Here is a 22,627-nt window from a genome sequence, read left to right as displayed (position 1 = left end):
GATGGCGGACTACCTGGCGAATGAACGCACGCTGAAGCTCAAGGTGGTCTACTACGGGCCAGCCCTGAGCGGCAAGACCACCAACCTGATGCAGCTGCACAGCTTGCTTGCGCCACAGCGCAAGGGAGAGTTGATGGTTCTGGAAACCCGCGACGATCGCACCCTGTTCTTCGACCTTCTGCCAATCGGTTTGCGCAGCCACAGCGGGCTCGACCTGCGCCTCAAGCTCTACACGGTGCCGGGACAGGTACAGCACGACAGCACCCGCAAAGCCGTGCTGGCGCGCGCCGACGGGGTGATCTTCGTGGCTGACTCGCAGCTTAACCAGCAGGAAAACAATGCCACCGCCTTCGACAACCTGGTCGACAACCTGCTGAAGCTGGGCATGGACATCGAGCGGCTTCCGCTGGTGGTGCAATTCAACAAGCGCGACCTGAGCGACATCATCGACGAGGCTACCCTGCAGGCGCGCTGGGCGGCCACTCCCTGGTCGCCCATCAGCCTGGCCAGTGCCCTGCAAGGTGAAGGCGTGGTGGAGAGCCTGCGCCAGTTGCTGGTGCGGCTGTATCCGGTGCTGAACCACGACTTCGCCCTGGCCAGCGACCACGACATCGACGAGCAGACCTTTATCCGTCTGCTCAGCGCCGCCCAGGAGCCGCCCCATGCTTAGTTTCGAGGAGGACCCGCGACTGGATGACCTGCTGCCCGCCGAGCAGCGCGAGCGCCTCTGCCTGCTCCTCGCTGCGCTCGGCGGCGGGTCCGTGGCCCTCAGTGAGTCACCGCGCGAGGATGCCGAGCCGGTGGAGCTGAACCTGGAGACGCTTGGCTGGCTGCATGGCGAGCTCCCGGCCGAACGCCGCCGGGCGGCGGCGCGCCTGCTCGAAACCATTTTGCTGCAAGTAGCCAAGTACCGCCTGGCAGCCAACCTGCACCTGGACTCCACGGCAGCCAGCTATGCCGAGCTGCAAAGCCGCAACCGCGCCCTGCACGCCTCGCGCATGCGCTACAAGGCGCTTGCCGAGCAACTGCAGGAACGGGTCGATGCTCAGGTCGCGCTGGTCGAACAGACCCAGCGCCAGCTCTACGACAGCGCCAGGCTGCGTGCCATCGGCCAACTGGCCGCCGGGGTGGCACATGAGATCAACAATCCACTGGGCTTTATCAGCAGCAACCTGCGGGTCGCCTGCGACTATCTCGACGAAGTCGCCGGCAAGCTCGCCCGGGACCCAGACGCCACCCTGTTGCTGGACGACTTTCGCGCCTTGCTCAGCGAATCCCTGGCCGGCGGCCAGCGTATCGCCAACATAGTCGCCGACCTGAAGACCTTCTCCAACATCGACCAGGCCGACTTCGTCCCCTGCGACCTCAACGCCCTGCTCACCAGCACCTGCCACCTGTTGCAGGCGGAAACCCCGCGCGCGCAGGCCATCCAGCTCGACCTCGGCGAGTTGCCCAAGCTGGCGGGTTTCCCGGCCAAGCTGTCCCAGGCCTTCTATAACCTGCTGGACAACGCGCTCAAGGCAGTGGGCGAAGACGGCCACATACGGGTCACCAGCCGCGACACGCGCCATGCCGTGGAAATCACCATCGAAGACGACGGCTGCGGCATTAGCGAAGAAAACCTGGGCCGGGTCTTCGACCCCTTCTTCACCACCCGTGACGTCGGTTCCGGCACGGGGCTCGGCCTCTGCGTGACGCGCGATATCCTCGCCGCGCACCAGGGCGAGATACGCCTCAGCAGCCAAGTCGGCCTGGGCACTCGGGCAACCCTGCGCTTCGCCTTGAGCTAAGGAGCCAGTATGGCCAAGCGTTATGCCTCCCTGTTCGTCAGCGACGCCGCCGAGGAAGGCGAAGGCGCCGCGCCGGCGCCCTACCACCTGCTGCTGGTGGATGACGAGGCCAATATCCTCGCCGCGCTCAGGCGCGTGCTGCAGCGCGAGAACTACCAGCTGCACTTCGCCCGCAATGCCAATGAGGCGCTGAAGATCCTGGAAAACCAGGCGGTCGAGCTGGTCATCAGCGACTTCATGATGCCTGGCATGAATGGCAGCGAACTGTTGCGGCGCATTCGCGAACGATGGCCGGACACCATCCGCATCATGCTCACCGGCCATGCCAACACCGGCGCGGTCATTGGCTCGATCAAGGATGGGGCGGTCTACCGCTTCATCCTCAAGCCCTGGAACGACGACGACCTGCGTCTGACCATCGCCCTGGCCCTGGAGCAGCACGACCTGATGCGGCGCAACCGCGCCCTGGAGCAGGAGAACAAGAAGCAGCACCGCGACCTGGAAACCCTGTCCAAACTCAGCGTCACCAATCGCAGCCAGCTGGCCATCCTGCTGCACAAGAAGAACCTGCTCAACGCCCAGCAGATCCAGCAATTGCACAAGGAGATGCAGGTCCACAAGAGCTCGGTGCTGCGCCAACTCCTGCAGCACGACTGGGTGCCGACCCAGAAGATCTACCAGCTGCTGCACGACGACCTGATGTTCGAAGAAATCGACCTGCGCGAATTCCAGGTCGATGCCTCCTTGCTGTCACTGATTCCCCAGGCCGTCTGTACCCGCCAGCTGGTGCTGCCCCTGAGGGTGGTGAACAAGCGCCTGCGCCTGGCCATGGCCGATCCGATGGACCAGGGCCTGATCGACGAGCTGGGCTTCGTCTGCGGCTACAGCATTCATCCGCTGCTCTGCGAGGCCACGCAGATGCAGACAAAATTGAAAGAAGTGTTCGGCGATAACGACGCGCAACTGGCCGACATCGCCACCGTGGTCGGCAGCAGCGATCCTTATGAAGGCATCGAGATCATTCTCGACGAGGATGACAGCGAGAACCTCGAGGAACTGCTCGGCAGCTCCGAGGATCCACCGGCCATCCGCCTGGTCAATGCGATCATTCTCGAAGCCCTGCGTCTGGGCGCCAGCGACATTCACATTCACCCGCGAACCAAGCAGGTCATCGTGCGCTATCGCATCGATGGCGTGCTGCAGGACAAGATCCAGGTACCGAGCAGCCTGCTGATGGCCGTGGTCTCGCGGATCAAGGTGATGGCCGAACTGGACATCACCGAGCGGCGACGCCCGCAGGATGGCCGCATCACGGTGAAGACGGCGATGCGTATCTGCGACCTGCGCATTTCCACCCTGCCCACCATCAATGGCGAAAAAGTGGTAATGCGCGTTCTGGAACGCCAGTCGGCGGCGCAAACACTGGAGGACCTCGGCCTGTCGCCGCACAACCTCGAGCGGCTGCTGCACGTGGTCAGCAAGCCGCAGGGAATCGTCCTGGCCACCGGCCCCACCGGCAGCGGCAAGACCACCACCCTCTATGCCCTGCTGCAGCACGAGGCCAGTTCGGAGAAGAACTACGTCACCATCGAGGACCCGGTGGAGTTCCACGTCGACCTGGCCGGCCAGGTGCCGGTGCGCGAGCGCATCGGCCTGAGCTTCGCCCACATCCTGCGCGCCATCCTGCGCCAGGACCCGGATGTGATCCTGCTCGGCGAGATTCGCGACGAGGAGACCGCCGATGTGGCCTTCCACGCCGCCCTCACCGGCCACCTGGTGTTCTCCACCCTGCACACCAACTCGGCGGTGGCCACCATCGCCCGCCTGCTCGACCTGGGCCTGAAACCCTATGTGCTGGCCTCGGCGCTGGAGGCGATCATCGCCCAGCGCCTGGTCCGGCGCATCTGCCTGCACTGCCGGGAAGAGGCCGAACCGCCGCTGGAAGCGCTCAAGCGCCTGGGCGCGAACTTTGCCGCTGCCGAGTTGCGCTTCTACCGCGGTCGTGGCTGCAGCCACTGCCACCAGGGCTACAAGGGGCGCATCGGTATCCATGAGGTGCTGACCCTGAACGACGCACTGCGCGACGCCATCATCCAGGGAGTCGGGGTCACCCAGCTGCAGGACCTGGCCCACCAACAGGGCATGCTCACCCTGCTCGACGACGCCCGGGACAAGCTGCGGCAGGGCCTGACCACTGCCGAAGAACTGCTGCGCCTGCTGGGTCCCCAGGATCTGCCATGAGCCTGGCGTCGATGGCCATGCAGGCCTATCTGCATATACTCGCCTTCGCCCTGCAGGCCCTGGGCGCCATCAGCCTGATCGGCTACCTGCAGCTCGAGCAGCCCAGCCGCCATACCCTGATACTACTGCCGGACAGCGCGGTCGCGGCCATCCTGCTCGGCCTGTGCCTGCTCGCCAACACCAAGGGCTGGCGCCGTTTCAACCTGGCCTGCACGGGCGCCGTGGTGCTCCTGTGTGGTTCTAGCCTGGCCCTGAATCTATCGACAGCGGACCTGCCCGAGAGCCGCGCAGCCCTGGGGACTCTAGCGCCTATGCGCAGCGCCTTGGCCCTGGGCAGCATCCTGCTGGCAGTGGCCATGCAGCTCCGTCGGCATCGGCGCCTGGGCAAGGGCTTGTGCCAGGCCCTTGGCGTGCTGATGCTGAGCGTCGGCCTGCCGGCCCAGTTGGCCGGCGACTGGTTGCCGCTCGCCGCCATGCAACTGGCCTTCAAGCCGGAAAACACCGTCATTGCCTGCCTGTTTACCCTCTCGCTCGGCGCCGCCCTGTTGATATTGCCGCGCCAGCCGGAGCATGCCGAGCCGCTGTTCGATAGCCCCAGCCTGGTCGCCGGGGCCCTCGGCTCCTTGCTTACGGCCCTGATCTGGTACGTGCTCAGCGCCCAGAACGCCGAATCACTGGTACGCCAGAGCAGCCTGGCGCTGGCCCAGGCGCAACTCGCCATCGAGCGCACCCTGGCGGGGCGCCTGGCCCTGCTGCGGCAAATCGCCGAAAGCTGGCAGGCCCTTGACCAACCGTCTGAGGAGGCCTGGGATGAGCAGAGTGACAAGGCCCTGGGCGCCAGCGGCGACCTGCAACTGCTCGGCCTGCTGGACCCACGCCTGCAGCCCTACCGGATAAACGCCCGCCGGCCAGAAGCCGATAAGTGGCTGGAGGCGTTTCTCGCCAACCCGGGTCAGCGAGAATGGCTGCAGCAGGTCCAGCGTAGTGGGCGTGCCACGAACAGCGCGACCTTTCTGCACCAGGGTGACAACGCCGCCACCCTGCTCGCCGTGCCTCTCCAAGCGCCTGGATCTGCAGCCGGACTGTTGATCGCCGAGCTGGATGTGGGGGCGATGGTGGCAGCCTCGCTCAATACCCAACCGCCAGGTTTGCTGCTGCGCGTATTCGAGGGCAGGCGCCTGGTGTTCGGCCCAGGGCTAGACCCGGCCCTGCCGGCACCCACCCCGATAGGCGAGTTACAGCTACGCCTGCCCAACGGCGACCAGTGGCGCCTTTCCAGCCAGCGCGACGATGCCGGCCCCTTTGTCGCCATGAGCTATCTGCCGTCGCTGGTATTGCTCTTCGGTCAGACCTTCGGTTTCCTGCTCATGCTCAGCTTGCGCCTGACCCGCCTGGCCCGCGAGCGCAGCGACCACCTGCACCGACTCAACGATGAGCTGGCGTCCAGCCTGCAGCGCCAGACCCAACTGCAGGCACTGAACCAACACATCATGACCTGCTCGCTGGATGTGCTCTGCTCGATCGATGCCCGGGGTTTCTTCAGCCAGGTCAGCCCCTCCAGTCATACGGTATTCGGCTACCTGCCCGAAGAGATGATCGCCCGCCCCTATCTGCAGTTCGTTCACCCGGATGAACGCCAGCAGGCGGCTGCCGAGCTGCAGGCCATAGTCGCCGGCGACGCCAGCCCCTCGCTGCGCCACCGCTGTCGACGCAAGGACGGCAGCGATGTCTACGTTCTCTGGTCGGTAGCCTGGTCGGCAAGCGACCACAGCCTGTTCGCCGTGGCGCACGACGTCACTCCGCTGGTGCAGAACGAGGCCTATCTCGAGGACCAGCGTGACATTCTCAGCATGATTTCCACCGACCAGCCGCTGGAGCAGATCCTCGACTGCATCTGCCAGTTGGCCGAGGCCCGGGAGCCCGCAGCCCTTTGCTCGGTGATGCTGGTCGACCGCCCGGGGCGGAACCTCTATCTGGCGGCCGGCCCCCGCCTGCCCCACGACTACAGGCGCCACCTGAGCAGCATCCCCATCGCTGCGAACGCCGGCTCCTGCGGGACGGCGATGCATCGCCGGCGCATGGTCGTCGTCAGCGACATCGCCAGCGATCCACTCTGGCAGGACTATCGCGCGCCGGCCCTGGCCCACGGCCTGCATGCCTGCTGGTCGATCCCGCTGATATCGCACAGGGACGAGGCGCTGGGTTCACTGGCCATCTACCACCGTCAGGTCATGGAGCCCGATGACGATCAGCTGCAGCTGATCGCCACCGTCGGCCAGTTGGCGGCTATCGCCATCGCCCACCAGAAGGACCGCCTGCGCCTGCAGGAAAGCAGGCAGCGCTACCGTTCGCTGTTCAGCTTGAGCCCCGACCCGGTGTTCTCGCTGGGTCTGGACGGCAAGCTGCAAAGCGTTAACCGGGCCGGCTATCAGCTGTTCGGGTACAGCGAGCAGGAACTGCTCGGCGAGGACTTTTCCAGGCTGGCCGCAACCGACCAGCAGCCCCGCCTCGACGCCCACTTCCAGGCTGCCTGCCAGGGCCAGGCGCAACACTTCGAGACCCGTTGCCACGATCGCCAAGGCAATGAGCTGCAACTGGAGGTGACCGGGCTGCCGATCATGGTCGACGAGCAGATCGTCGGGGTATTTCTGGTGGCCAAGAACATCGCCGAGCGCAACCGCATGACCCACGCCTTGCGCGCGACCCTGCAGCACTCCGAGCACCAGGCCGAGCTGCTGCGAGGCCTGAACGAATCCGCGGTCACCATGAGCGCTCTGCTCGACAACCAGTCCCTGCTGGATTTCATGGCCGAGCGCCTGAGGACATTGATCGGCGCCCACCAGGCACTGGTCAGCCTGGTTCAGGACGGACGCGGATCGCAGTCGCTCTGGGCCCTATCGCTCTCCGACAAATACCAGGCCTGGCGGGCGACCGTGTTCGAGGAGGACGCCTTTACACCGCTACTGGACCAACTGGACCAACCGCTGCTGCTGTCCGATGCGCAATTAAGAAGCCACCCACAGTGGTCGCACCTCGACCATGCAGGCGCCCCCCTACCGCCGCGGCGGGGATGGCTGGCGGTGCCGCTGAAGGACCAGGCCGGCAACAAGCTCGGCCTGCTGCAACTATCGGACAAGGCCCAGGGCGAGTTCGATCCTGACGACCTCGCGGTGGCCCAGCAGTTCGCCCAGATGGCCGTGGCGGTGCTGGAACACAGCCGTCTGCTGCACGCGGTGATGGCCGCAGAGAAGCGCCTGAAATCACAGCTGAGCTTCACGTCGGCCATCGCCAACAGCACCGCCGAGGGCCTGCTGGCCATCGACAATCAGGGCCTGCTGAGCTTCATCAACCCGGCGGCTGCCCGGCTGATCGGTCGCTCGACCGAGCAGCTGCTCGGCCAGCCACTGGCCGAGTACCTGCCTCTGCCGCTTGGCGACTGGCCATTGCCAGGCGCCGAGCCCGACAATCTCAGCGGCGAGTTCTGCCTGCCGAAAAACGCTCATGGGCGTCTCTACATGGCCTTCGACAGCGCGCCATTGCTCGACGGCAGCGTGCACGATGGCTGGGTCGTGGCCGTTCGCGATATCAGCGCGCAACGCCTAGCGGACCAGGCCATGCGTGAACGCGACAGATTCTTCAGCCTGTCGCTGGAGATGTTGTGCATGATCAGCCTGGAAGGCGACTTCCTGCAGGTCAACCCGACCTTTCAAGATGAGCTGGGCTATCCCCAGGCCTGCCTGATCGGCCATCCCTACCTGGCACTGATCGAACCGCAGGACCGGCCCCTGCTGGCCGAACGCATGCAGCGTCTGCTCGCCGGCGAACCCCTTCTGGACCTCGAGTTCCGCGCGCTCGACATCCAGGGCCAGCCGCATTGGCTGCAGATGAGCGCCGCCATGGGCGAGGAGCAGGTGATCTATTGCGCGGCCCGCAACATCAATGCGCGCAAGCAGGCCGAGCAGGCGCTGCAGGAAAGTCTGCGCGAACTGGAACGCAGCAACCGCGAATTGCAGGAGTTTGCCTTCGTCGCCTCTCACGACCTGCAGGAGCCGTTGCGCAAGATCCAGGCGTTTTCCGAGTGTCTGTTGTCGCGCGCCGACGGGCTCGATCCACAGGGCCAGGACTATCTTGGACGCATGAAGTCGGCGGCGGCACGCATGCAGTCGTTGATACGCGACCTGCTGGCCTATTCGCGGGTCACCAGCCGCGGCCGGCCCTTTCAGCGGCTGAGCCTGGAAGGGATTCTCGACGAGGTCCTGCAGGACCTGGAGGTCTCCCTGGAAAACAGTGGCGCCCTGGTCGAGCGAGAAGCCCTGCCGACGCTCGATGGTGACCCCACACAGCTGCGTCAACTGCTGCAAAACTTGCTGAGCAACGCCATCAAGTTCCGCCGCGAGGGGGAGCCGCCACGGATTCGCGTCTATGCTGAGCGACAGGGACTTACCAGTTGGACGCTTTGCGTGGCGGACCAGGGTATCGGTTTCGACGAAAAGTACCTCGACCGCATTTTCAACCCGTTCCAACGACTGCATGGACCTCAGGCCTACCCGGGTACAGGAATCGGCCTGGCAATCGTCAAGAAGATCGCCGAGCGCCACGGCGCCCGCGTTAATGCAAGCAGTTGTCCTGGCCAGGGCAGCACGTTTCGCATTGTCTTCATGGGGTCTGTATAGGGAGGTGCAGCCATGCTGGACACAACATCAATCCATATTCTGGTCGCCGACGACGACCCAGACGACTGCATGCTGATCCGCGAGGCCTTCCGCGTGAGTCGCCTGGCCAGCAAGCTTGGTTTCGTCGAGAACGGTGAAGAGCTGCTGGCGTATCTGCGAGGCACAGCGCCCTTCGCCGACCGGCAACGCTTTCCTTTGCCCGGGCTGATCCTGTTGGACCTCAATATGCCGCGCAAAGACGGTCGCGAAGCACTGGTCGAGATCAAGGCCGACCCCCAGCTGCGCGACATACCCGTGGTCGTCCTGACCACCTCCGCAGACGAAGAAGACATCCGGCGCAGCTATGCGCAAGGGGTGAACTCCTATATCACCAAGCCGGTCAGTTTCAGCGGTCTGCTCGAGGTGGTGCAAACCCTCGGCCACTACTGGCTGGATATCGTCGAACTACCTGCCGAGCACCGGAGCCTATGAGCAACCTCAAGCGTCCCCTGCGCCTGCTGCTGATCGAGGATGACGAAGACGACTACCTGATCACCCGCGAACTGCTGCAAAAAGCCCAGCATCTGCACTGCGAGCTGGATTGGATCAGTGATTTTGGCCTGGGCATCGAAGCCATCGATCGCCAGCACTATGACCTGCTGCTGATCGACTTCCGCCTGGGTGCCGAAGATGGGCTGGAGCTCATCGCCCACGCGCAACGTCAGCAAGTGCGTACGCCGATCATCCTGCTGACCGGCCAGGGCAACGATGAGCTCGATGCCAACGCCATCGAAATGGGCGCCGCCGATTACCTGGTCAAGGGGCAGATCGACAGCCAGCTACTGGCGCGCAGTATCCAGTACGCGCTCGGCCGCGCACAGGCGATGCAAGCCCTGGCCGACAGCGAGGCCCGCTACCGTGTGCTGTTCGAGAACAATCCCGAGCCGATGTATGTATTCCACAAGGCTACGCTGAAGTTTCTCGCGGTCAACCAGGCGGTCGTCGAGATGTATGGCTACTCGCGCGATGAGCTGCTGGCAATGACCCTTCTTGATGTGCGTGATGCGCAGGAGCAACAGCGCTTTCGCGAGCGCTACGAGCACTTGCAGAAGAACAATCTTCCCCCGGAAGCGGGCATTTGGGTCAACCGCCACAAAAGCGGGCGGGAGATCCTGGTCGAGGTTCAGGTCCATGACTTCGACTTCAATGGCCTGCCGGCGTATCTGGCTCTGGCCCTGGACGTCACGGACAAGCTCAGGACCAGCCTGGAAATCGAGCGCAGAAAGCAGGCGTTTCGCCAACTGCTCACCGATAACCGCGACGCGATGCTGGTGGTGGATGGCGAAGGCACTGTTCGCTATGCCAACCCGGCGGCGGAGCGCCTGTTCCATCGCTCGCTGGCGAACCTGAAGCAGGAGGCGATCGATTTGCCCGAGCAGCACAGCGGTTTGTTCGAGTGGACCATCCCGCGCACCGATGGCGAGCCGATCGACGTCGAAGTCCAGTGCGCCAAGACTGAGTGGGATGGACAGACGGTGCGCCTGCTTTCGCTGCGCGACATCAGTCAGCGCAAGGCGGCGCAGAAGCAGCTGCGCCTGCTGCAACGCAGCCTCGATGCAAGCTACAACGGCACCCTGATCTGCGACGCGCAAGCCGCGGACTTGCCAATCATCTACGTCAACCCGGCGTTCGAACGCATCACCGGGTACAGCGCCGCGCAAGCCATCGGACGCAACTGTCGCTTCCTGCAGAACGGCCAGAATGACCAGCCCGGCCTTACCGAGGTTCGCCTCGGCCTGCAGGAAATGCGCGACACCCATGTGGTGCTGCGAAATTTCCGCAAGGATGGCACCCCCTTCTGGAATGATCTGTATATCGCGCCGGTTCCCGACGAGCGCGGCCAGATCAGCCATTTCATCGGCGTGCTGAATGACATTTCCGAGCAGAAGCGCACCGAGTCCAAGCTGGCCTACAACGCCAGCCATGACGTACTGACCGGCCTACCCAACCGCTCGCTGCTGGAAGATCGCCTGGGCCAGGGCTGTCAGATCAGCCAGCGCTACCAACGCAGCCTGGCGGTCATGTTCATCGACCTGGATGGCTTCAAACCGATCAACGACACCATGGGCCACAGCGTCGGAGACCAGCTGCTGGTGGAGGTTGCCAACCGCATGAACCAGCAGGTTCGTCCTGGCGACACGGTGGCGCGCCTGAGTGGTGACGAATTCATCATCGTCCTGCCAGACCTGGCCCGCGAGGAGGACGTGCTGCTGGTCGCCGACCGGCTGATCGAGAATATCGCCCGACCCTACAAGGTCTGCGACATCGAGCTGCACCTCACGGCCAGCATCGGAATCACCCTGAGCGATGGCAGCATAGAGCCCCCAACGCTGTTGATTCAGCAGGCCGACCTGGCCATGTACAAGGCCAAGCAGCAGGGTCGTAACAACTACCAGTGGTATACCAAGGACCTCAACCAGAAGGTCAGCGAACGGGTCAACCTGCGCAACGAACTGCAGAAAGCGATCGAGGCCGAAGCCTTCCAGCTCTACTACCAGCCGCAGATCGACGGACGCAGCGGCCGGGTCACCGGCTACGAGGCGCTGCTGCGCTGGCAGCATGCCGAGCAGGGCTTCATACCGCCGGCGCAGTTCGTGCCCGTGGCCGAGGATACCGGGCAGATCATCCCGCTGAGCGAATGGGTGCTGAAGACCGCCTGCCAGCAGGGGCGCAGGTTGATCGACCAGGGTTTCCATGGCGCGGTGATGGCGGTAAACATCTCCCCCGTGCAGTTCCAGCGGACCAACTTCGTCGAAAGCGTGCGTAATACCCTCGCCGCGACTGGCTTGCCTGCAGAACTACTGGAACTGGAGATCACCGAGACCGTGCTGCTCGACAACGCCGAACGGGCCGTGTTCACCTTGCATGCGCTGAAGGACCTGGGGATACGCATCGCCATCGACGACTTCGGCACCGGTTTTTCCAGTCTCAACTACCTCAAGCGCCTGCCAATCGACAAGGTGAAGATTGACCGTTCCTTCGTTCAGGATGTCATCAGCAATAGCCACGACGCCGCCATCACCCAGGGCATCATTTCCATGGCCCATCACCTGAAGCTGAAGGTGATTGCCGAAGGCGTCGAAACCGACTCGCAGTTCACCTTTCTGCTAAAGAGCCATTGCGACGAGTTCCAAGGCTACTATTTCGCCAAACCCATGCCCCTGCCGCTGCTGGAAAAATTCCTTCGGGCGCAGCATGACAAGGCCCACATGCAACTGTCCGGCGCCACTGCGGAAAGCGCCGCGCAGACGCTCTTGCTGCTCGACGATGAAGAGAACATCCTGCGTGCCCTGGCCCGGGTTCTGCGCCGAGACGGCTACCAGATTCTCATCGCCAGCCACGCCCAGGACGCCTTCGCGCTGCTCGCCAAACATGACGTGCAGGTGATCCTGTCGGACCAGCGCATGCCGGAAATGAACGGCACCGAGTTCTTCAGCCGGGTCAAGGACCTCTATCCGGATACCATTCGCATCGTCTTGTCCGGCTATACCGACCTCAAGTCGGTGACCGACGCCATCAACCAAGGCGCCATCTACAAGTTCCTGACCAAGCCTTGGGACGACACCCAGCTGCGGGCGACCATCGCCCAGGCATTCCAGCACCATAGCCTGGCCAAACAGAAGGAAGACAACCCGCCTCTGGCGGACACACAGGAAACCTGAAGCGCCCAACCGGCGTCGACCTTGGTAAATCGCCCCCGATTGCCGCATAGGCTACACGGCACCGCGTGCCCGACCGCCGAAGATTGCAAACAAACGACTGAAGCCTGGACCATGCCTGCATCCGCGTTTCCTGCCGAGCGGCACTGCAAGGTGGCAATCATCGGCAGCGGCTTTTCCCCGGCCTTGGCATGGCGATCCGCCTGCAGCAGGAAGGCGAACAGGATTTCCTGATATTCGAAAGGCAAACCGGTGTCGAAAGATTCCCTCGTTCCGCGCGCGCCGCGCTTGACTCATTCAATTGGCATCGCGGTAGTTGGCGCGATAAATTGTCACCATTACCGATGCGCCGCCGGAGATCACCATGGCCACGCAAGACGACAGCTGCCCCGAACTACGCCTCGATAACCAACTGTGCTTTGCCCTGTATTCCACCTCACTGTTGATGACCAAGGTCTACAAGCCGCTGTTGCAGGCACTGGGCCTGACCTATCCGCAGTACCTGGCGATGCTGGTGCTCTGGGAAGGCGACGGTATTACCGTCGGCGAGATCAGCAACCGTCTGCTGACCGACCCTGGCTCGCTCACCCCGCTGCTCAAGCGTCTGGAGGCCGAAGGGCTGCTCAGGCGCGTGCGCAGCACCGCCGACGAGCGCGTGGTCCAGTTGCATCTGACCGACAACGGCCGCGCCTTGCATGAGCGGGCCAAAGCCATCCCCCGCTGCATCCTAGATGCCAGTCAGCAGACACCCGAAGCGCTCAAGGCCCTGAAAGAAGAACTGATCGGCCTGCGCAACAGCCTGCAACAGGCGCTCTGATCGGCAGGCGACAGCCCCCCGCCCAGCATCAAGCCCCCCATATTCCCACTACCCGATCACGCACTACGCGGCTATTGCGCGTAAGCCCTCAGCACAGTGCTTATGCCCAAAGAAGGCAGCGCTTATCGCAAACAAAACAAAAATCTCTCTTGCGCGCAAACTTATTGCGCCATATCTTTCGTCTCACACTTTTTTGTTTGCGCTCCATTCTTTAGCTCACAACTTAAATGCCAGGCATCGCAGATGGCTTGTGCAACAACAGCGACCTACCAACCCAGACGCACTTAGAGAGGAATACCAGCATGTCGATCGAAACCATTGCTTACCGCGCCTACGCAGAAGCCACCGGCGGCCGCGACGGCCGCGCCATCTCTTCCGACGGCGTACTTGACGTCGCCCTGAGCACACCCAAAGCACTTGGCGGCGCCGGCGGTGCAGGCACCAACCCCGAACAACTGTTCGCCGCCGGCTACTCGGCCTGCTTTATCGGCGCGATGAAGTTCGTCGCCGCTCGCGACAAGCTGGCGATTCCGGCTGACGCCTCGATCGAGGCTGTGGTCGGAATCGGCGCGATTCCCAATGGTTTCGGCATAGAGGTCGAACTGCGCATCAGTCTGCCGGGCCTGGAGCCTGAACAAGCGCAGACACTGATCGATCGCGCGCATATCGTCTGCCCCTATTCCAACGCTACCCGCGGCAACATCGATGTCACCCTGACGTTGCTCGACTAACCCGTCGATAACCCAGCGAGGCGTCGATCTGGCGCCCCGCTTAACCAGGCATGCATCATGAACATCAAGCAAACCCTGCCGCTTGCTGCGCTCGCGGATTCAACAGGCGCTGCGATGAACAGGGGCGTCGACCACCTGGCATGCCAGAGAAGCCCGGCCTAGGGTGGCTGTCGGTGCTTAACCCTACCGGCTTGCAAGGGGCACGGCGGTTCGCTGAAGCCTGATTCACCCTACAGGCCCATTTGCTTGGCGATAATTTCGTTCATGATCTCCCGCGAGCCGCCGCCGATGGAGAGGATGCGGTTGTCGCGGTACAGCCGTTCGACCAGGCTCTCGCGCATATAGCCCATGCCGCCGAGGATCTGCACCGCGTCGTAGGTCAGCCTGTCGGCAATGTCGGTGGCGAAATTCTTGGCCATCGAGATCTCCTTGATCACGCTCTTGCCGGCGGCCATCTTCGCCGCCTGGCGGTAGGTGAATTCGCGCGACACCTCCAGCTGGGTAGCCATCTCCGCCAGACGGTGCTTGAGCACCTGGAACTTGCCGATCGGCTTGCCGAACGCCTCACGCTCGCGCGCCCAGCGCAGTGACTCCTCCAGCGCCAGCTGCGCGGTCATGTTGGCCATGATCGCCAGGGCCAGGCGCTCGCTCTGGAAGTTGGCCATGATGCAAGCAAAACCGCCGTTCTCCACCCCGATCAGGTTCTCCACCGGCACCCGGCAATCATCGAAGAACAGCTCGGCCGTGTCCGAGGCCCACCAGCCCATCTTCTTCAGCTGGCGCCCGACGCTGAACCCCGGCGTGCCCTTCTCCACCAGCAGCAGGCTGACGCCGCCGAACCCTGCGCCACCGGTACGCACCGCCACCGTGTAGTAATCGGCGCGCACGCCACTGGTGATGAAAGTCTTGCTGCCGCTCACCCGGTAGTGGTCGCCATCGCGCACCGCACGGGTCTTCAGGTTGGCCACGTCGGAGCCGCCGGATGGCTCGGTCACCGCCAGGGCCATGATCTTCTCGCCGGCCAGTACCTGCGGCACCACCCGCTCGCGCAATGCCGGCCTGGCCCACTTGAGCACCGGCGGCAAGCCGATATCCAGCGAGCCGAGCCCGGCCACCAGGCCGCCGGAGCCGCAGCGCATCAGCTCCTCGCTGGCCGCCACCTTGGCGAAGATGTCACCCTCATGGCTGCCGCCCAGCGCCTCCGGATAGCCGATCCCGAGCACGCCGGCGGCACCGGCCTTCAGGTAAAGCTCGCGGGGAAACCCCTCGGCCTCCTCCCAGCCGTCGATATGCGGGAGGATCTCGCGCTCGACGAAGCGCCGCACCGAGTCCCGCACCAGTTGATGGGACGCATCGAAGTATTCCTGGAAGACAGACATGGCAAGGCTCCTGGGCAAGTCAAGAGAACTTACCGAGCGCTTGCTTGGTATTCAAGACGAGACATTCGCCATCGATCAGGGCGTATGCGCCGTACCGAAACGCTCGCGGTACACCGAAGGCGGCACCCCAACGCTACTGCGGAAGGCCACACGAAAGCTTTCCACCGAGCGGAACCCGCAGAGTTCGGCAATTCGCTCGCTGCTCGCCGTGCTGCCCTCGAGCAACTCGCGGGCCCGGGCCATGCGCTCGTGGCGCAGCCAGGCCTTGGGCGCCATGCCGGTGGCCTCACTGAAACGCCGCAGAAAAGTACGCTCACTCATGGCCACACGCCTGGCCAACTGACCAACCTCCAGCGGCTGCTCCAAGTTCTGCCGTACCCATTCGATCAGGCTGGCGAGATCGTGGCGTGGCGCCTGCGCCACCGGCGTCGGAATGAACTGGGCTTGACCGCCGGCCCGTTGCGGCGACATCACCAGGCGCCGCGCCACGCTGTTGGCAACCTGGGTGCCGCAGTCCCGAGCGACCAAGTGCAGGCAGGCGTCGATGCCGGCCGCACTGCCGGCCGAGCTGATCAACTGCCCGGCGTCGACGTAGAGCACCTGGGCATCGACCTCGATCGCCGGAAAGCGCCCGGCCAACTCGGCGGCGTAGCGCCAATGGGTGGTCGCACGACGGCCGTCGAGCAAGCCCGTGGCCGCCAGGACGAACACCCCGGAGCAGATCGATAGCAGGCGCGCGCCCCTCGCGTGGGCTGCACGCAAGGCGTCGAGCAGTGGCTGCGGTGGCGCTTCGGCGCGATCGCGCCAACCGGGAATGATCACCGTGCGGGCCTGCTCCAGCCCCTCCAGGCCGGTATCGGCGAGCACCTGGACGCCGCCCATGGCCCGCATCGGCCCCGCATCCAGGCCGACGATCTGGTGGCGATACCAGGGAAACTCGAACTCCGGCCGCGGCAGGCCGAAGATCTCCACGGCGATACCGAATTCGAAGGTGCAGAGGCCGTCATAGGCGAGGATGGCCACCAGGCCGGGATCATCGTGCATTTGGCGGAAACCTACCAGTCGCTGTCTTGCGCGCCACTGTAGCCCAGGCCAAGCCCCCGATAAAGTGGCGCCATTCCCGACAACCGATGGAGTGATTGCCATGCCCAGCCTCGTCAGCCATACCCCTGCCGCCTCGCCCGCCGTGGCCTTGATGCACTTCAGCAACCGCCTGAGTTTCGAAACCGACTGCTCCGACGTGCATGCCAGCCAGCAGGCCGGCGACATCGATTACCTGCTGGTCGATGTACGTGGCGAGGCAGCCTATGCCGCAGGCCATGTGCCGGGGGCGATCAACATCCCGGCGCGGCATATCAACGCCGAAAGCCTGGCGTGCTACCCGCGCGATACGCTGTTCGTCGTCTACTGCGCCGGCCCGCACTGCAACGGCGTGCACAAGGCGGCGGTGCGCCTGGCCAGCCTGGGTTTCGCCGTGAAGGAGATGATTGGTGGGGTGACCGGCTGGCTCGACGAAGGCCTGAGCCTAATCAGCGGCGCCGGCAACCCGACCGAGCCGAACGGTCAGGGGATTGCCTGCGCATGCTGATGGCTGATGTTCAGGTGCGTCCGGCGCGGCCCGCTGATGTACCGGCCTTGCTCGAACTGATGCGCGCGCTGGCCGAGTTTGAGGACTATCTGCAGGATTTCACCGTCGACCGATCGGCCCTGCTGCAACGGGCCTTTGGCCCAGCCCCGCAATGCCAGGTCTTCGTCGCCGTGGCGGATACCAGCCTGCGCGGCTACGCCGTGGTGCTGGAGGTGCCCTTCACCTACGACCTGCGCCCCACCCTGCTCTTGAAGGAGCTCTATATCGAGCAGGGTTGGCGCGGCAGAGGCCTTGGCCAGCGTCTGATGCAGGCTGTCGCACGCTGGGGTGCCGGGCGCGGTGCCGGGCGTTTGAAATGGGATGTACTGGCCGGCAACCAGGCGGCCGAGACCTTCTACCGACACCTGGGCGGACGCCCTGATGACAAGTGGATCGGCTACCAGATGGATAGCGCGGCGCTGGTCCGGCTGGCCGAAGGCTGCATCTAAACGCTAGAGAACGATGGGTCGACGTCCGGCGATCGAGTGAGCCAGGGTGCCGCCGTCGACCAGTTCCAGTTCACCGCCCAGCGGCATGCCATGGGCGATGCGCGAGGCGATCAGCCCCTTGTTGGCCAATAGCTGAGCGATGTAGTGCGCCGTAGCCTCCCCTTCCACCGTCGGGTTGGTGGCGAGAATGACTTCGCTGAAGCTACCCGCCTCGACCCGTGCCAGCAGCTCGGGAATACCGATGGCCTCCGGTCCCAGGCCATCGAGCGGCGACAGGTGGCCCTTGAGCACGAAATAGCGACCGCGATAACCCGTCTGCTCCACCGCATAGACATCCATCGGCCCTTCCACCACGCACAGCAGGCTGTCGTCGCGGCGCGGGTCCAGGCAGGTCTGGCAGACCTCGTCCTCGCTCAGGGTGCGGCACTGCTTGCAGTGGCCAACCCCCTCCATCGCCTGGGTCAGCGCCTGCGCCAGGCGCAGGGCGCCACCGCGATCTCGCTCGAGCAACTGCAGGGCCATGCGCTGGGCAGTCTTCTGCCCCACTCCCGGCAGGACGCGCAAGGAGTCGATCAGTTGGCGAATCAGCGGGCTGAAGCTCATGGGAGATACTCGTTCGCAACAGAAACGTTATGCAAGCTTTTGACTGGGGGATCAACCCCCTAAGCCAGGGATGGTAAGACCGCCTGCAGGACAAGCCGCAGCAGACATGGGCACCGGTGTTTACTGGCTGCAAATGAGGATGCCTGTGCCTGCTGCAATGCCGTCATATGCGCTCGCCGGACGGCCCGGCTGGTGCACATGAGGATCTGGAGTCCGTCGGCCGCCCAGTCAGGTGCACCAACTGGGCGCCATGACGCCGATCAGAAGGGCATCTTGAAGCCTGGCGGCAGCTGCATGCCTGCGGTCATGCCGGACATCTTCTCCTGGCTGTTCTGTTCGATCTTGCGTACCGCGTCGTTGACGGCTGCGGCGATCAGGTCTTCGAGGATTTCCTTGTCTTCCTGCATCAGGCTGTCATCCAGGCTCACGCGCTTGACGTCATGGCGCCCCGTCATTACCACGCTCACCAGGCCCGCGCCGGACTGGCCAGTAACCTCGGCGTTTGCCAGCTCTTCCTGCATCTTCTGCATTTTTTCTTGCATCTGCTGGGCCTGCTTCATCAGGCCGGCCATGCCACCTTTCATCATGGTGCTAGTCCTCGGTAATTCAGGGGGTATCCACGGGTTCAATGCTGTCCGCCCGAATAACAGCGGCGAACTGCTGAATCATCTGCTGCACCAGCGGGTCATTGTGAATCGACGCTTCAGCCTCTCGCTGGCGATTGGCACGCTTGCGCGCTGCGGCCTGCGCGGGTGTTTCCTGTTCCGGCTGACGCAGCTCGATCTGCACCTTCAGCTCGCGACCGTGATGCTGGTTGAGGGCATCATTCAAGCGACGTTGCTGGGTCGCATTGAAGAGTGCGCTGTGCCCCGGATCCAGATGCAACAGCCAGTTGTCGCCCTCGACCGAAATCAGCGTGCAGTTGGCGCCGATGCTGCCCGTCATGCCGGACAATCCAAGCTTGGGGAACAGCTCCAGCCACTCGGCGGCCAGGCCCGTTGCCGGCCGTGCCGCTGGCAGCGGCTCAGGCTCGGCGGGCGGCACAGGCTCGAGCGCATCGAAATCGTAATCGAACGACTCGGCGTCCATCTCCACATAATCGTAATCGCCGGGCGGCGGCTCGTCGTCACTTTCGGCCTCGGCCCGCAGGTTTTCCGGCACCGCCGATTCTTCCGCAGGCGCTGCTGGAGCCACCTCGGCCGCTGGCGCATCTGCAGACACCTTGGCGGCGACAGGCACGCTCGCCTCGACCTTCGGCACTTGCTCTTCCCACGGCAGATCGCTAACCACCTGCGCCTCTACCGCCATCGCTGGCGCGACAGGCGCTGCGCTGACCGATGGCCCCGCAATCGGGGCGCTGAGCGGCACCTCAAGGGCAGGCTCAGTGGCGTTTTCGGCCACGGGTTCAGGTTCGCAGTTCATGGCCGGCGCCGAAGCCGATTCCGGGGTTACGCTGGGGGCAATCACAACCGGCGCAGTCACGGCAGCGGCGCCGGCCACTGGGTTGGTGCGGGGATCAGCAGTGGCCTGGCTAATCCCTAGCGGCTTTAGCGCCACCCTCGGCGCGTCGCCCGTGTCCGCTGGCCGGAACGCCAGCATGCGCAGCAGGACCATCTCGAAACCACTACGCGGGTCCGGCGCCAGGGGCAGGTCACGACGACCGATCAAGCCCATCTGGTAGTAGAACTGTACGTCCTCGGCCGGCAACGCCTGGGCCAGGGCCAGCACCCGCTCACGGTCTCCCTGGCCATTGTCCACCGCATCCGGCAGCGCCTGAGCGATCGCCACCCGGTGCAGCACATTGAGGATTTCCGCCAGGACGCCGTTCCAGTCCGGGCCCTGCTCGGCCAGATGACGCACCGCGTCGATAAGCCCGCGTGCATCGCCCTCGAGTAATGCGTGCAGCACCCCGTAGACCTGGCCATGATCCAGGGTGCCAAGCATGGCGCGCACATCTGCGGCCAAGACCTTGCCCTCACCGAAGGCAATCGCCTGATCGGTCAGGCTCATGGCATCGCGCATTGAGCCATCGGCAGCGCGGCCGAGCAGCCACAGCGCATCCTCCTCGAAGGGAACGCTTTCTGCCGTGAGGACATGAATGAGGTGCTCGACCACCCGCTCCGGCGGCATGTTCTTCAGGGAGAACTGCAGACAGCGCGACAGGATGGTCACCGGCAGCTTCTGCGGGTCGGTGGTGGCCAGCAGGAACTTGACGTGTGGCGGCGGCTCTTCCAGGGTCTTGAGCAACGCGTTGAACGAGTGCGACGACAGCATGTGCACTTCGTCGATCAGGTAAACCTTGAAGCGTCCGCGGCTCGGTGAGTACTGCACGTTATCCAGCAGTTCGCGGGTGTCCTCGACCTTGGTCCGGCTGGCAGCGTCGACTTCGATCAGGTCGACAAAGCGACCTTCATCGATTTCCTTGCAGATAGAGCAGACGCCGCAGGGCGTTGAGCTGATGCCACTTTCACAGTTCAGGCACTTGGCGATGATCCGCGCAATAGTGGTCTTGCCTACCCCACGAGTGCCGGTGAACAGATAAGCATGGTGCAGACGCTGGCTGTCGAGGGCATTGATCAGCGCCTTGAGCACATGGGTCTGGCCGACCATTTCGCGAAAGGAGCGCGGACGCCACTTGCGTGCAAGAACCTGATAACTCATCGAAACCCGTCACGAGAGAAAAGCTAAAGTGAGCCAATCCTAACGGAGCATGGGGCAAATTGCATCCGATGCGCAGCGCCGGCGCCAACATGCACGCAGGAAACCCCAGGCCATGCTGGCTATTTCTTGATCGGTCGGTTACCATTGCCGCCGTTCGTACCACGCTGTAAGTCAAACAGGCCTTCCGGCCCCCTCGATGGACTTCGGGCAACAAAGAGCGCATCCGCCCTGCTGGCGATGCTGCACGGCTCTAAACCCCGACCCAACCTGCTGACTGATCAGGCCGTCTCGCGCCAGCGCCGACTCAAGCCTGCCTCCGAAGTACCGACCCGCTGAAGCTCCGCCAAGGCGAAACTTCAGCGTGCAACGTCGCTCCGATCGGAAAATATCGTCTGCCCGCAAGGCCGACCCTTGGAGCTCTACTCAGCGCAATGATGCGCCCGTTTTAGGAAACACCCAGAAAATGAATAGCCAACACCAGATTCAGGATGCCATTAGCATCCTATCCAGCGCATTTGCGCCGCTCGACTGCCGCATTCTGGCAACCCGCAACGGCAGCTTCAGTTTCACCCTGGTCAATCACGCGGGGATCGCCCAGCATAGCCAGCGTCTGTATCCCGGCCAATACGGCAGAGAGTCGATACAGCAGGTCATCCTGCGCACCCGCCAGTCATTGACAGCCTGATTGATCCGGGCGTTGAACTTGGCGGCAATCCTGTAGTCTTACCCAGTCACCCTCAGGATGGAGCACAGTCATGGACAACACCAACCAGCAGCTCGTCGAACAGCTGTTCGCCCCCTTGCGAGCCACATTCAGCTCACCACGCCCGGACGGAAGCATAGTCTTTTCCCTGCTCGACGAGGCGGATGCCATTGCCTACAGCCGCGTGCTCAACGCCGATCAACTGGGCGATAGCTCAGCTTTTGCGCAGAGCCTGGAGGAAATCCGCCTGGAGCTGGCTGTGCGCTCCGGCAACATTCCCGCGGAAATGCGCAAGGCACTCAAAGAGCAGGACAGCGTGCTCAGCTACCACCAAGCCTGAAGCGATTGCCCCACATGAAGCCCTGCCACTAGCAGGGCTTTTTGCTGGGCACGAAGAAATACGCCAGGCAACGATCTGAAGCACGGCGACCCAAAAAAGCAACTCGAAATAAAACACGAAACGCCCGAATGGGCCTGGGAGATGGAGGTGGACCCCACCAGCCACACCCCGGCACACAATGTCACCGCTGCGGCTGCTCCCTTCCGGGCCTGACCGGGTTCACGGCTGATCGTTGCGGGGGGACCGGCAGGGCCACCATAACGCTGCCCACCAGGCGGTAGGCCGCGCCATTGTACCGGCTTGTCCTGAAGTTACAACCGTTTCAGACACTTATGCTAATCATCCGGCCCCACCGGGGCCGGCATGGAGAATCGCCCTCGCCGCCCATGGCCATAGGTTCGACCAAGGTTGCACTCTCGGCCCGGAGGCGCGTCAGAATAGCGACCAAAGCTTCCTGAATTTGTCCTGAAGCAGTGTCGGCAAGGAGAAATCCCAGTAATCTGCGCGGTGACTTTTCAAGAGCCACCACACTTCAAGGAGCTATACCAATGGCCATGACCAAAGACCAATTGATCAGCGACATCGCAGAAGCCATCGACGCCCAGAAAGCCACCGTGCGAGCGGCGCTCGAACAACTCAGTGAGATTGTCAGCGACGCCCTGGAAAATGGCGATGAAATCACCTTGCCAGGCATTGGTAAATTGAAGGTCAGTGAGCGGCCAGCCCGCACGGGACGCAACCCGCAGACTGGGCAAAGCATCCAGATCGCAGCCAAGAAGGTCGTCAAGTATGTGCCAGCCAAGGCACTGGCCGACGCAATCAACTGAGAACCAAGAGAAGTCGGCTACCAGGCAGTGGGTTATGCCGCTACGCGACTAACTCACTGCATTTGACCAAGACTCAATTGACGGAGGC

18 protein-coding genes, 1 other RNA gene and 1 pseudogene are annotated in these 22,627 nt (G+C 63.5%); 14 read left to right on the top strand and 6 right to left on the bottom strand.

The genetic code is table 11. The annotated features are described in order from the left end of the window. Position 1: 1 nt before the first annotated feature. The 9 genes and pseudogenes from AB5S05_RS11780 to AB5S05_RS11740 all read left to right on the top strand — a co-directional run bounded on the left by AB5S05_RS11780 (position 2) and on the right by AB5S05_RS11740 (position 13,950). Positions 2–670 (top strand): GTP-binding protein, encoded by a 669-nt coding sequence (locus AB5S05_RS11780; RefSeq protein WP_369287714.1) that lies wholly within the window; start codon positions 2–4, stop codon positions 668–670. Next, positions 663–1,790 (top strand): sensor histidine kinase, encoded by a 1,128-nt coding sequence (locus AB5S05_RS11775; protein ID WP_369287713.1) that lies wholly within the window; start codon positions 663–665, stop codon positions 1,788–1,790. The genes AB5S05_RS11780 and AB5S05_RS11775 overlap by 8 nt, the downstream gene beginning before the upstream one ends. A 9-nt stretch (positions 1,791–1,799) precedes the next feature. Beyond that, on the top strand, positions 1,800–4,031 hold the full coding sequence (locus AB5S05_RS11770; RefSeq protein ID WP_369287712.1) for an ATPase, T2SS/T4P/T4SS family: 2,232 nt from the start codon (positions 1,800–1,802) through the stop codon (positions 4,029–4,031). After that, positions 4,028–8,704 carry a PAS domain S-box protein gene (locus tag AB5S05_RS11765; RefSeq protein ID WP_369287711.1) on the top strand — a complete coding sequence of 1,559 codons (4,677 nt, stop codon included), beginning with the start codon at positions 4,028–4,030 and terminating at the stop codon, positions 8,702–8,704. The genes AB5S05_RS11770 and AB5S05_RS11765 overlap by 4 nt, the downstream gene beginning before the upstream one ends. 12 nt (positions 8,705–8,716) lie before the next feature. Beyond that, on the top strand, positions 8,717–9,175 hold the full coding sequence (locus AB5S05_RS11760; RefSeq protein ID WP_369287710.1) for a response regulator: 459 nt from the start codon (positions 8,717–8,719) through the stop codon (positions 9,173–9,175). Further along, positions 9,172–12,405 carry an EAL domain-containing protein gene (locus AB5S05_RS11755; RefSeq protein ID WP_369287709.1) on the top strand — a complete coding sequence of 1,078 codons (3,234 nt, stop codon included), beginning with the start codon at positions 9,172–9,174 and terminating at the stop codon, positions 12,403–12,405. Before AB5S05_RS11760 ends, AB5S05_RS11755 begins: the two co-directional genes overlap by 4 nt. Positions 12,406–12,516: 111 nt before the next feature. Next, positions 12,517–12,659 (top strand): annotated as a pseudogene (locus tag AB5S05_RS11750) (NAD(P)-binding protein); the annotation flags it as partial. Between the two features lie 107 nt (positions 12,660–12,766). Further along, the gene (locus tag AB5S05_RS11745) at positions 12,767–13,219 is read left to right on the top strand and encodes a MarR family winged helix-turn-helix transcriptional regulator (RefSeq protein ID WP_369287708.1); all 453 of its coding nucleotides are present in this window, start codon (positions 12,767–12,769) and stop codon (positions 13,217–13,219) included. Between the two features lie 302 nt (positions 13,220–13,521). Next, on the top strand, positions 13,522–13,950 hold the full coding sequence (locus AB5S05_RS11740; RefSeq protein ID WP_369287707.1) for an organic hydroperoxide resistance protein: 429 nt from the start codon (positions 13,522–13,524) through the stop codon (positions 13,948–13,950). 230 nt (positions 13,951–14,180) lie between these two features. Here the strand turns inward: AB5S05_RS11740 and AB5S05_RS11735 are convergent, their stop codons facing one another. Both AB5S05_RS11735 and ftrA read right to left on the bottom strand, forming a co-directional pair. After that, positions 14,181–15,329, bottom strand: a complete 1,149-nt coding sequence (locus AB5S05_RS11735; RefSeq protein ID WP_369287706.1) for an acyl-CoA dehydrogenase family protein — start codon at positions 15,327–15,329, stop codon at positions 14,181–14,183. Positions 15,330–15,404: 75 nt separating this feature from the next. Continuing rightward, positions 15,405–16,373: a transcriptional regulator FtrA gene (ftrA, locus tag AB5S05_RS11730; RefSeq protein WP_369287705.1), complete on the bottom strand. Its 969-nt coding sequence runs from the start codon at positions 16,371–16,373 to the stop codon at positions 15,405–15,407. Between the two features lie 100 nt (positions 16,374–16,473). Here ftrA and AB5S05_RS11725 point away from each other — a divergent pair, with 100 nt between their 5' ends. Beyond that, positions 16,474–16,917, top strand: coding sequence for a rhodanese-like domain-containing protein (locus AB5S05_RS11725; protein ID WP_369287704.1), 444 nt, complete (start codon positions 16,474–16,476; stop codon positions 16,915–16,917). Between the two features lie 47 nt (positions 16,918–16,964). After that, a complete protein-coding gene (locus tag AB5S05_RS11720) occupies positions 16,965–17,405 on the top strand; it encodes a GNAT family N-acetyltransferase (protein ID WP_369287703.1) in 441 nt (146 codons plus the stop codon). 3 nt (positions 17,406–17,408) lie between these two features. Here the strand turns inward: AB5S05_RS11720 and recR are convergent, their stop codons facing one another. The 3 genes from recR to dnaX all read right to left on the bottom strand — a co-directional run bounded on the left by recR (position 17,409) and on the right by dnaX (position 20,669). Continuing rightward, positions 17,409–18,008 (bottom strand): recombination mediator RecR, encoded by a 600-nt coding sequence (gene recR, locus AB5S05_RS11715; RefSeq protein ID WP_369287702.1) that lies wholly within the window; start codon positions 18,006–18,008, stop codon positions 17,409–17,411. A gap of 260 nt (positions 18,009–18,268) precedes the next feature. Further along, positions 18,269–18,595: a YbaB/EbfC family nucleoid-associated protein gene (locus AB5S05_RS11710; RefSeq protein ID WP_016491885.1), complete on the bottom strand. Its 327-nt coding sequence runs from the start codon at positions 18,593–18,595 to the stop codon at positions 18,269–18,271. 19 nt (positions 18,596–18,614) lie between these two features. Next, entirely contained in the window at positions 18,615–20,669 is a 2,055-nt protein-coding gene (dnaX, locus tag AB5S05_RS11705) for a DNA polymerase III subunit gamma/tau (protein ID WP_369287701.1), read from the bottom strand. Positions 20,670–21,132: 463 nt separating this feature from the next. On the opposite strand from dnaX, the gene AB5S05_RS11700 reads away from it, so the two are divergent. Together AB5S05_RS11700 and AB5S05_RS11695 are read left to right on the top strand one after the other, a co-directional pair. Further along, positions 21,133–21,354, top strand: a complete 222-nt coding sequence (locus tag AB5S05_RS11700; RefSeq protein WP_369287809.1) for a hypothetical protein — start codon at positions 21,133–21,135, stop codon at positions 21,352–21,354. 70 nt (positions 21,355–21,424) lie between these two features. Next, the gene (locus AB5S05_RS11695) at positions 21,425–21,712 is read left to right on the top strand and encodes a DUF3509 domain-containing protein (RefSeq protein WP_369287700.1); all 288 of its coding nucleotides are present in this window, start codon (positions 21,425–21,427) and stop codon (positions 21,710–21,712) included. A 152-nt stretch (positions 21,713–21,864) separates the two neighbouring features. Here AB5S05_RS11695 and ffs read toward each other — a convergent pair. Continuing rightward, an RNA gene (ffs, locus tag AB5S05_RS11690) (signal recognition particle sRNA small type) lies at positions 21,865–21,961 on the bottom strand. Positions 21,962–22,260: 299 nt separating this feature from the next. Between ffs and AB5S05_RS11685 the strand changes: the two genes are divergently transcribed. Continuing rightward, entirely contained in the window at positions 22,261–22,539 is a 279-nt protein-coding gene (locus AB5S05_RS11685) for an HU family DNA-binding protein (RefSeq protein ID WP_369287699.1), read from the top strand. Positions 22,540–22,627 lie beyond the last annotated feature (88 nt).

The sequence above is a fragment of the Pseudomonas zhanjiangensis genome, from assembly GCF_041027545.1.
GTDB lineage: Bacteria > Pseudomonadota > Gammaproteobacteria > Pseudomonadales > Pseudomonadaceae > Aquipseudomonas > Aquipseudomonas zhanjiangensis.
The sequence above is the reverse complement of the archived record's forward strand: the minus strand, read 5'-3'. Positions and strand labels throughout refer to the sequence as shown.

Coding starts and splice junctions, on each gene's coding strand:
- AB5S05_RS11780 (WP_369287714.1), top strand. CDS start 2: ATGGCGGACTACCTGGCGAATGAACGCACGCTGAAGCTCAAGGTGGTC.
- AB5S05_RS11775 (WP_369287713.1), top strand. CDS start 663: ATGCTTAGTTTCGAGGAGGACCCGCGACTGGATGACCTGCTGCCCGCC.
- AB5S05_RS11770 (WP_369287712.1), top strand. CDS start 1,800: ATGGCCAAGCGTTATGCCTCCCTGTTCGTCAGCGACGCCGCCGAGGAA.
- AB5S05_RS11765 (WP_369287711.1), top strand. CDS start 4,028: ATGAGCCTGGCGTCGATGGCCATGCAGGCCTATCTGCATATACTCGCC.
- AB5S05_RS11760 (WP_369287710.1), top strand. CDS start 8,717: ATGCTGGACACAACATCAATCCATATTCTGGTCGCCGACGACGACCCA.
- AB5S05_RS11755 (WP_369287709.1), top strand. CDS start 9,172: ATGAGCAACCTCAAGCGTCCCCTGCGCCTGCTGCTGATCGAGGATGAC.
- AB5S05_RS11745 (WP_369287708.1), top strand. CDS start 12,767: ATGGCCACGCAAGACGACAGCTGCCCCGAACTACGCCTCGATAACCAA.
- AB5S05_RS11740 (WP_369287707.1), top strand. CDS start 13,522: ATGTCGATCGAAACCATTGCTTACCGCGCCTACGCAGAAGCCACCGGC.
- AB5S05_RS11735 (WP_369287706.1), bottom strand. CDS start 15,329: ATGTCTGTCTTCCAGGAATACTTCGATGCGTCCCATCAACTGGTGCGG.
- ftrA (WP_369287705.1), bottom strand. CDS start 16,373: ATGCACGATGATCCCGGCCTGGTGGCCATCCTCGCCTATGACGGCCTC.
- AB5S05_RS11725 (WP_369287704.1), top strand. CDS start 16,474: ATGCCCAGCCTCGTCAGCCATACCCCTGCCGCCTCGCCCGCCGTGGCC.
- recR (WP_369287702.1), bottom strand. CDS start 18,008: ATGAGCTTCAGCCCGCTGATTCGCCAACTGATCGACTCCTTGCGCGTC.
- AB5S05_RS11710 (WP_016491885.1), bottom strand. CDS start 18,595: ATGATGAAAGGTGGCATGGCCGGCCTGATGAAGCAGGCCCAGCAGATG.
- dnaX (WP_369287701.1), bottom strand. CDS start 20,669: ATGAGTTATCAGGTTCTTGCACGCAAGTGGCGTCCGCGCTCCTTTCGC.
- AB5S05_RS11700 (WP_369287809.1), top strand. CDS start 21,133: ATGAATAGCCAACACCAGATTCAGGATGCCATTAGCATCCTATCCAGC.
- AB5S05_RS11695 (WP_369287700.1), top strand. CDS start 21,425: ATGGACAACACCAACCAGCAGCTCGTCGAACAGCTGTTCGCCCCCTTG.
- AB5S05_RS11685 (WP_369287699.1), top strand. CDS start 22,261: ATGGCCATGACCAAAGACCAATTGATCAGCGACATCGCAGAAGCCATC.